The organism is uncultured Succinivibrio sp. (assembly GCF_902756765.1).
Classification (GTDB): Bacteria; Pseudomonadota; Gammaproteobacteria; order Enterobacterales; family Succinivibrionaceae; genus Succinivibrio.
The window spans coordinates 1-7,532 of record NZ_CACVSS010000091.1 but is presented as its reverse complement, the minus strand read 5'-3'; the positions used below and the strand labels follow the sequence as shown (position 1 = coordinate 7,532).

The window sequence follows — 7,532 nt, the reverse complement described above, 5'->3', positions numbered from 1 at the left end:
AACCAGCTTTGTTATTCCAAATAGAGTCTATGAGAATCTGTTCTTAGACTACTGCCGCATGTCTATAGGGTACAGTGCAGATGCCTACAAAGATTTATCTCCTATGTTTGAAGAGTCAGCTGATATAACTCCTCTTTTACAGATAATAACAGAACAGATAGAGACCAAGCTTAATCCACAGTCTTTAGGAAAATTCACAGAGATGTCTCTGCAGCTGATATGTGACAGTATCATCAACAACAGTATTTACAGAAAGCTTAGCTCCTACACTGAGTTTTACACTGGAAAAGGATTTGCAGATATATTTGTAAAGAATACCTATCCTAACGGACACTATTTCCTGCTTGAACTTAAATATCTGCATAAAAAGGATGACAGCGAAGCAGCAGTAGACGCAAAACTTGCTGAGGCTAGAGAGGAAATCGAAAGATACCGTGAAGGTGCTGTACTCAAGGAAAAAGTCGGTAATCATCCTCTTGACTGCTATGCCATCGTCTTTGTCGGCTCCGAGTGCAGATTGTGTCAGAAGATAGATTAAAGTAACCACTAATGAAAGATTCAATAGTATTTATCGCCCCAAACGCTCATATGACGGCACTGGCACAGAGTGCCATTTCACAGTTGAAACTTAATATTCCTGTAATTGAAGCCTACGATTACAATGCTATTGAAGCTCTCAGAAAATACCCTTCCTGCCATATTGTCATAAGCCGCGGCGGTACCGCCAATTATTTAAAGGGTATCAAGGGACTTACCGTAGTTGATCTTACCGCATCCTTCTTTGATATTCAGAAATCTCTAAATGAACTTATAGCCAAAGGCTGTACAAAGATCGCAGTGGTCAGTCAGGACAATGTTATCGGCCCTACCCCGGCAGAATTCTCGATTAACGGTATAGAGGTGGAACTGCATCCCTGCTCAAATGCCGAAGAGATTATGAACACCGTAAATACCTGTGTCAGAAACGGTGCTGACGGTATTGTCGGCTGTGTGGTTGCCATTGAGACCGCAAGACAGCATTCAGTAGAAATCTCCCCTGTAGAAGTTGATTTCTATTCAGTAAAAAAAGGTATTCTGCAGGCACTGGAGCTTGAGAGAAATCTTGATAATCAGGAAAGGACCATCGACCGTCTGGAGTCGCTTTTAAACAACATTGAAGAAGGTGTAATCATCTTTGATGCCGAGAATAAGCCAATTCTCTACAACGGTTATGCCAGCAGAATCATGCCACCTGAGCCTCTTGATAACTGGTACAGAGTGCTGGAAACAGAGATTAAGTCCACCTCCGAGCAGGCCAGGGTTATCTCTTTAAATCAGAACAAGGTCCTGATCCGAGTAATTCCCCTGGCCCACGATTCACTTGAAGATAAGGTGGTGATCCTGCAGGATAGTACCGCCATTGAGGAGACTGTAAAAACCATCAAACTCTCCTCCTATGAAAAGGGTCTTTACGCCCGTCATAACTTCAAGGACATAATCTACTCCTGCCCTTCCATGGAGGACACGGTATCTTTGGCCAAGAGCTTTGCCAATTCAGATTCCACCATCATGATCTTCGGTGAAACCGGTGCCGGCAAGGAAGGTTTTGCCCAGAGTATTCATAACTACTCCCCTCGTGCCAAAAAGCCTTTTGTATCTGTAAACTGTGCCTCCCTGCCTCAGGGACTGGTAGCCTCAGAACTCTTCGGTTATGTGGAAGGAGCTTTTACCGGAGCAAGACGCAACGGTAAAAAAGGACTCTTTGAAATGGCACAGGGAGGAACTATCTTTTTAGATGAGATTACTGAAATCCCGCTTGAGGTTCAGAGTCAGTTCCTGCGTGTAATTCAGGAACGTGAAATCATGCGTATCGATGATGACAAGATCATTCCTCTGGATATCCGCATCATCTGCGCCTCAAATAAAGAAATCATGACCTTATGCGAAGAAGGTAAATTCAGATACGATCTCTACTATCGGCTGAATGTACTGAGTCTATCCATTCCTCCTCTTCGTGAGAGAGGCGATGATATTATCCTGCTGTTTAAATCCTTTATCGCAGGCTTCTGCAAAAAGAAAGTAGATGACATTTTTGTTGATAATGAGGTTCGTGACATTCTCCTAAACTACAGCTGGCCTGGTAACGTAAGAGAGCTTCGTAATGTGGCTGAGGCCTTATCCTTCTATGGCAGTGACATCAGAAAACAGAATGTTGAGAAAATCCTCTACAGAAACAGCATGGCTATAAATACCAGACATTCTACCGAAGATGCTGTCTTCAGGGATGATTTAACTCTTAAGGAGCTTGAACGACAGTACTATAACTACATGATCTCCCGCCATTCCAACTCCGAGGTAGCAAAGCTTGCCGGCATCTCCCGTTCAACTCTGTGGAGAAAAATCAAAGAGCTTGAAGAGACTTCTTAACTTTTATCGTTAATCTTAACTTTTGTGATCTTTTTCAAAAACAGATGTTTTATTTTTAAACATCGTAAAACATCTGTTTAGTCATTTCTGTTCGATTTTGAAACATACAAAACTGTATTTCCCTTCATTACGGCATTTTCTTCAGTTGGCACAATCGTTGCTATATTGGTATTCGTTCATAACAACACCTCAAAATGTTTGTTGAAACAAAAATACAATTTGTGAACATAAGGAACAAAGATATGAAAAACATTCTAACCAAAGCTACCCTGGCAGCATGTCTTGCTGCTGTAATGACTATCGGTGCATCAGCAGCTCAGGCAGATGATACCGTTGTACTGCGTGTAGGATATGCAAACAATCCTGGAGAGCCTTTCGATTTAGGTTGTCAGAAGTGGAAAGAGATTATTGAGGAGCGCTCAGGCGGCAAGTTCAAGATTGAGCTTTACCCATCATCACAGCTAGGCTCAAAGGATGACGTAATGGATCAGATGGTTGCAGGCGAGCCTGTATGTACTCTGACCGACGGCGCCTTCTTCTATGATCGCGGTATAAAAGATCTAGGTATCGTTTTCGGACCATTCCTTTTCAATACCTGGGATGAGGCCTTCAAGCTAAACAGCAGCCAGTGGTATCAGGATCAGGCAAAGCTTGTAGAAGAGAAAGCTCACCTCAAGATCATCGGTACCGACTGGAAGTACGGTGCACGTCATACTCTGACCACCAAGCCAGTTAACAAGGTTGAAGATTTCAAGGGCATGAAGATCCGTGTTCCAACAAATAACATCCAGGTTAAGGGCTTTGAGGTTTTAGGTGCAACTCCTACCCCAATGGCTTTAGGTGAAGTTTACACCTCTCTGCAGCAGGGAACCATTGACGGTGTTGAGAACCCACTAGCAGTTCTATACAACGGCAAATTCCATGAGGTTGCTAAATATCTGCTCTTAGATGGTCACGTCTTCAACATCACCAATATCGTTGTAGGTACTGATTTCTACAATTCTCTAACTCCTGAGCAGCAGAAGCTTCTGGTTGAAACCTGCCATGAAGCAGCTATGTATCAGAACAAGATTGTTGATGATTCAGAGGCAGACATTCTTGCTAAATTCAAGGCTGAAGGTGTAACTGTGGTTACTCCTTCTCCTGAGTTCAAGCAGTCCTTAATTGATACCTCAAAGAAGTTCTACTCTCTTCCAGACTTCAAAGACTGGACTCCTGGTCTATATGACACTGTAAAGAAAGCTATGCAGTAGCTTTTTGTAGGACCGTCGTAAGGCGGTCCTGCCTGTATCAAAAATTCATTATATTTCAGATAATTATGAAAAAATCAAATTTCATCGTTAATATAGATCTGCTCCTAGCAGCCATAGCTCTGACCGTTCTGGTCTGTGTAACCTTCGGCGGAGTTATTATGCGCTACTTTGTAGGCAAGCCTATCATCTGGGCTGAAGAGGTTCAGCTGTGGTGCTTTCTGTGGATGACCTTCCTGGGTGCAGGTGCTGCCTTCAGACACGGAAGTCACGTGGCAGTTGAAATGGTGGTCAGTCTATTTCCTCAAAAAATCCAGAAGTTCATTGAAAAAATGGATTACGTCATCTGTATGGTGGTACTGGGTTATTTAGGATACCTAGGCTGTGACATCATCAAACTGATGATGAAGATAGGTAAATCAACCTCTATCCTGCATGTACCTTTCTATTTTATAAACGGTATTATACCAGTATGCTGTGTGCTGATGATGGTATCTCTGACCTATGCAACCTTCTTTATGAAAAAGGAAGATTCCAAGGATGAGAAACACATCTCAGACGATTCTGAGGAGGAGAAATAATCATGGATTTTTCTATCGGTCTGTCCTCAGTTCTGCTTTTAGTATTCCTGTTTTTAAAGGTTCCGGTTTTTATTTCAATTCTTGGAGCAGCCGCCACCTATTTTGCACTTCACACTGAGATTAACTCTGTTATTCTGGCTCAGCGTGTTCTGGCAGGCTCTCAGTCAATTCCGCTTTTAGCCATACCTTTCTTCGTATGTGCCGGCGTGTTCATGAACTACACCGGTGTAACCAAGAGAATCGTGGATTTCTGTGAAGCGGTTGTAGGCAATATCATTGGCGGTATCGGTCATGTTACCGTGCTGGTGGCAACTCTTATGGGCGGTCTGTCCGGTTCAAACCTTGCAGATGCTGCAATGGAAGCTAAAATGCTGGTGCCAGAAATGGAGAAAAGAGGCTTTTCAAAGGCCTTCGGCTCTGTTCTGGTTGCAACCTCAGCTATTATCACTCCGCTGATTCCTCCTGGAATTGCAATGATTATCTACGGCTCAATTGCCAACGTTTCAATCGGAAAGCTCTTCGTCGCAGGTATCGGTCCTGGTGTAATTCTCTGTATAACCCTGATGATTCTTGTAGCCCTTGTCTCCTACAAGCGCGGCTATAGAAGCACCATAAAGGTTGATACTTCAGCTGCCAGAGTCTGGAAAACCTTCCGCGGAGCCTTCCTGCCTCTGTGTCTGCCTGTAATCATTATCGGCGGTATCCGTATCGGTGCCTTCACTCCAACTGAAGCCGGCTCTGTAGCTATCGTCTACTCCCTGTTTTTAGGTTTCATCTACCGTGAAATGACTTTAAAGGATGTTATCCGCGGTATGAAGGAGACCGTGCTGACCTCCTCCGCCATCATGCTGATTATTGCTGCAGCCTCTGCCTTTGCCTGGGCTTTAACCAAGGAGAAGGTTCCACAGTACTTTACAGGACTCTTCATTGAGCATCTTAATAATCCTGTAATCTTCCTTCTGTGTGTAAACCTGTTCCTTCTAATCATCGGCATGTTCATCGAAGGCAACGCCGCCATGATTATTCTGGTACCTCTGCTGGCTCCTCTGGCCAAGCACTTCGGTATCGATGAGATCCACTTTGCAATGGTGGTGATCTTCAACTTTGCCTTAGGTGCCATCTCCCCTCCAATGGGAACGCTGATGTTTGTTACCTGTTCGATTACCAAGTGTCCAATGGGCCGCTTCATTAAAGAGGCAATACCATTCTACATTCTACTGTTAGGCTGTCTGCTGCTTTTAACCTTCGTTCCAAGCTTCAGTACCGCCCTAGTTAACCTGATTTACTAAGTATGTTTAAGGATTATCTGTTATGAAAACCATTATTATTCCAAAGCCTGGTGAGGTAAAAATCATTGAAACTCCTATGCCTGAACCAAAAGAAGGAGAGGCTTTATTAAAGGTACTGCGCGGAGGTATCTGCGGAAGTGATCTCGGTACCTACCGCGGCACCTTCGCCTATGCCTCCTATCCTAGAATCCCTGGCCATGAGTTCTCTGCCAGGATCGAAAAGCTCAACGGAGATGCCTCAAAGTACGGACTTAAGGAAGGCATGGTTGTTACCTGCAATCCTTACTTCAACTGCACCAAGTGCTATTCCTGCGAACGCGGTCTTCTAAACTGCTGTGAGCACAATGAGACCTTAGGAGCCCAGAGAGACGGTGCTTTCTCAGAGTACATCACCATGCCTTTTGAGCGTATCTATGACGGTAAGGGACTTGATCCTGCTGAGCTTGCTGCGATTGAACCATTCTGCATCAGCTACCACGGAGCAGTTACCCGTGGTCAGGTAAAGAAAGGCGACAAGGTTCTTGTAATCGGTGCCGGTACCATCGGTGCCCTTGCTGCAGTTGCCGCAAAATCTCAGGGGGCAACCGTCTATATTGCCGATGTGGCCCAGAAGAAGATTGACTACGCTGTAAAGAGCTTCAATCTTGATGGCGGCATCATCAACAACGGAGATGACTTCGTAGAGAAATGCATGAAGATCACCGACAACAAGGGATTTGATGTGGCAATTGAGGCGGTTGGTCTGCCATCCACCTTCCAGAATGCTATCGATGTTGCAGCCTTTGGCGCCAACGTTGTGCTTATCGGTGTAGGCAAGAAGAACCTTGATTTCAACTTCACTCTGCTGCAGAAAAAAGAGCTTAATGTCTACGGTTCTCGTAATGCACTTAAGAAGGACTTCCTGAATCTAATCGACCTGGTTAAGGCTGGAAAGGTTGATCTTAAAAAGGCAATCACCAATACCTATAGGCTTGACGATGCACCTCAGGCCTTTGCAGACTTTGCAGCCCACGGCGCCGACATGCTGAAGGTGGAAATAGATTTCACAGCTTAAAACTCCTGAAACTCTGTCTGCAGCTGTAATAGCTGCAGACACTTTTACTAATTAACAACATTGAAAATTCAATCAAAACGGACATATCAGAAAATGACAAAACTAAACCTTGCTTTAAAACCAGAATGCAAATCAGATCTTCCAGTTAAAGCAATTCAGTTTGGAGAAGGTAATTTTATTCGCTGCTTTATCGATTGGATGATTTATCGTATGAACAAGCAGAACCTGTTCAACGGAAGAGTAATTGCGGTTCAGCCAACACCAAGGGGAAGAACTGTACCGGTACTCAAGACTTTGAAAAACTCAAGGAAGATTTCAAACTCCCTACCCTTGAGTTTATTTTCTCCAATACTACCGAAGCCGGTCTGATTTATACCAAAGAAGAATTACCAGAAGAAGGGTGCGTGCTGTCATTCCCTGGAAAACTTACCCAGCTGCTTTATGAAAGATTTAAAGCCTTCAGAGGCGTAGAGAATGCCTGTTCAGTTGCAGGATTAAATATCCTCCCATGTGAGCTTATTGAAAACAACGGAACAAAATTAAAAGAAATAATTCTAAAACATGCCGATGACTGGCACCTAGGCGATGAGTTTAAAGCTTATGTATGTGAAGACTGCGTATTCTACAATACCCTTGTAGATCGTGTGGTATCAGGCTATCCAAAGGCAGATGCTGAACGCTATGCCAAGGAGCTTGGCTATGAGGATGCCCTTATGTCCACCGGCGAGGAGTTTTGCTTCCTGGCAATTGAAGGCTCTGATGAAATCAGCCGCAAGCTGCCATTAAAGCAGGCAGGCCTGAATGTTGTTGTAGCACCGGATATCACTCCTTACCGTCTGCGTAAGGTAAGAATTCTGAACGGCGCTCATACCTCAAACGTACCTGCAGCCTTCCTTGCAGGTCTTGATACCGTTGATCAGATGATGACCGATAAGGTTACAGGTCCATTTGC

Annotated in this window: 6 protein-coding genes and 1 pseudogene; all 7 read left to right on the top strand. The window is 44.1% G+C overall.

The window, feature by feature from the left end:
* Window positions 1-538, top strand: a 538-nt coding sequence (locus QZU45_RS10230) for a PD-(D/E)XK nuclease domain-containing protein (protein ID WP_295355001.1), incomplete at its 5' end; no start/stop codon positions are given.
* A gap of 11 nt (window positions 539-549) precedes the next feature.
* Entirely contained in the window at window positions 550-2,406 is a 1,857-nt protein-coding gene (locus QZU45_RS10225) for a sigma 54-interacting transcriptional regulator (RefSeq protein WP_295354998.1), read from the top strand.
* 242 nt (window positions 2,407-2,648) lie between these two features.
* Window positions 2,649-3,659: a C4-dicarboxylate TRAP transporter substrate-binding protein gene (locus QZU45_RS10220; protein ID WP_295354995.1), complete on the top strand. Its 1,011-nt coding sequence runs from the start codon at window positions 2,649-2,651 to the stop codon at window positions 3,657-3,659.
* A gap of 65 nt (window positions 3,660-3,724) precedes the next feature.
* The gene (locus tag QZU45_RS10215; RefSeq protein ID WP_074944101.1) at window positions 3,725-4,237 is read left to right on the top strand and encodes a TRAP transporter small permease; all 513 of its coding nucleotides are present in this window, start codon (window positions 3,725-3,727) and stop codon (window positions 4,235-4,237) included.
* A gap of 2 nt (window positions 4,238-4,239) precedes the next feature.
* Window positions 4,240-5,526, top strand: a complete 1,287-nt coding sequence (locus QZU45_RS10210; protein WP_295354990.1) for a TRAP transporter large permease — start codon at window positions 4,240-4,242, stop codon at window positions 5,524-5,526.
* Window positions 5,527-5,548: 22 nt separating this feature from the next.
* Window positions 5,549-6,580 (top strand): zinc-binding alcohol dehydrogenase family protein, encoded by a 1,032-nt coding sequence (locus QZU45_RS10205; RefSeq protein ID WP_295354987.1) that lies wholly within the window; start codon window positions 5,549-5,551, stop codon window positions 6,578-6,580.
* Window positions 6,581-6,774: 194 nt separating this feature from the next.
* A pseudogene (locus QZU45_RS10200) lies at window positions 6,775-7,532 on the top strand (mannitol dehydrogenase); the annotation flags it as partial.

What these genes read in the sequence shown, in the direction of transcription:
- QZU45_RS10205 (WP_295354987.1), top strand. Translation starts at nt 5,549, where the DNA reads ATGAAAACCATTATTATTCCAAAGCCTGGTGAGGTAAAAATCATTGAA.
- QZU45_RS10215 (WP_074944101.1), top strand. Translation starts at nt 3,725, where the DNA reads ATGAAAAAATCAAATTTCATCGTTAATATAGATCTGCTCCTAGCAGCC.
- QZU45_RS10225 (WP_295354998.1), top strand. Translation starts at nt 550, where the DNA reads ATGAAAGATTCAATAGTATTTATCGCCCCAAACGCTCATATGACGGCA.
- QZU45_RS10220 (WP_295354995.1), top strand. Translation starts at nt 2,649, where the DNA reads ATGAAAAACATTCTAACCAAAGCTACCCTGGCAGCATGTCTTGCTGCT.
- QZU45_RS10210 (WP_295354990.1), top strand. Translation starts at nt 4,240, where the DNA reads ATGGATTTTTCTATCGGTCTGTCCTCAGTTCTGCTTTTAGTATTCCTG.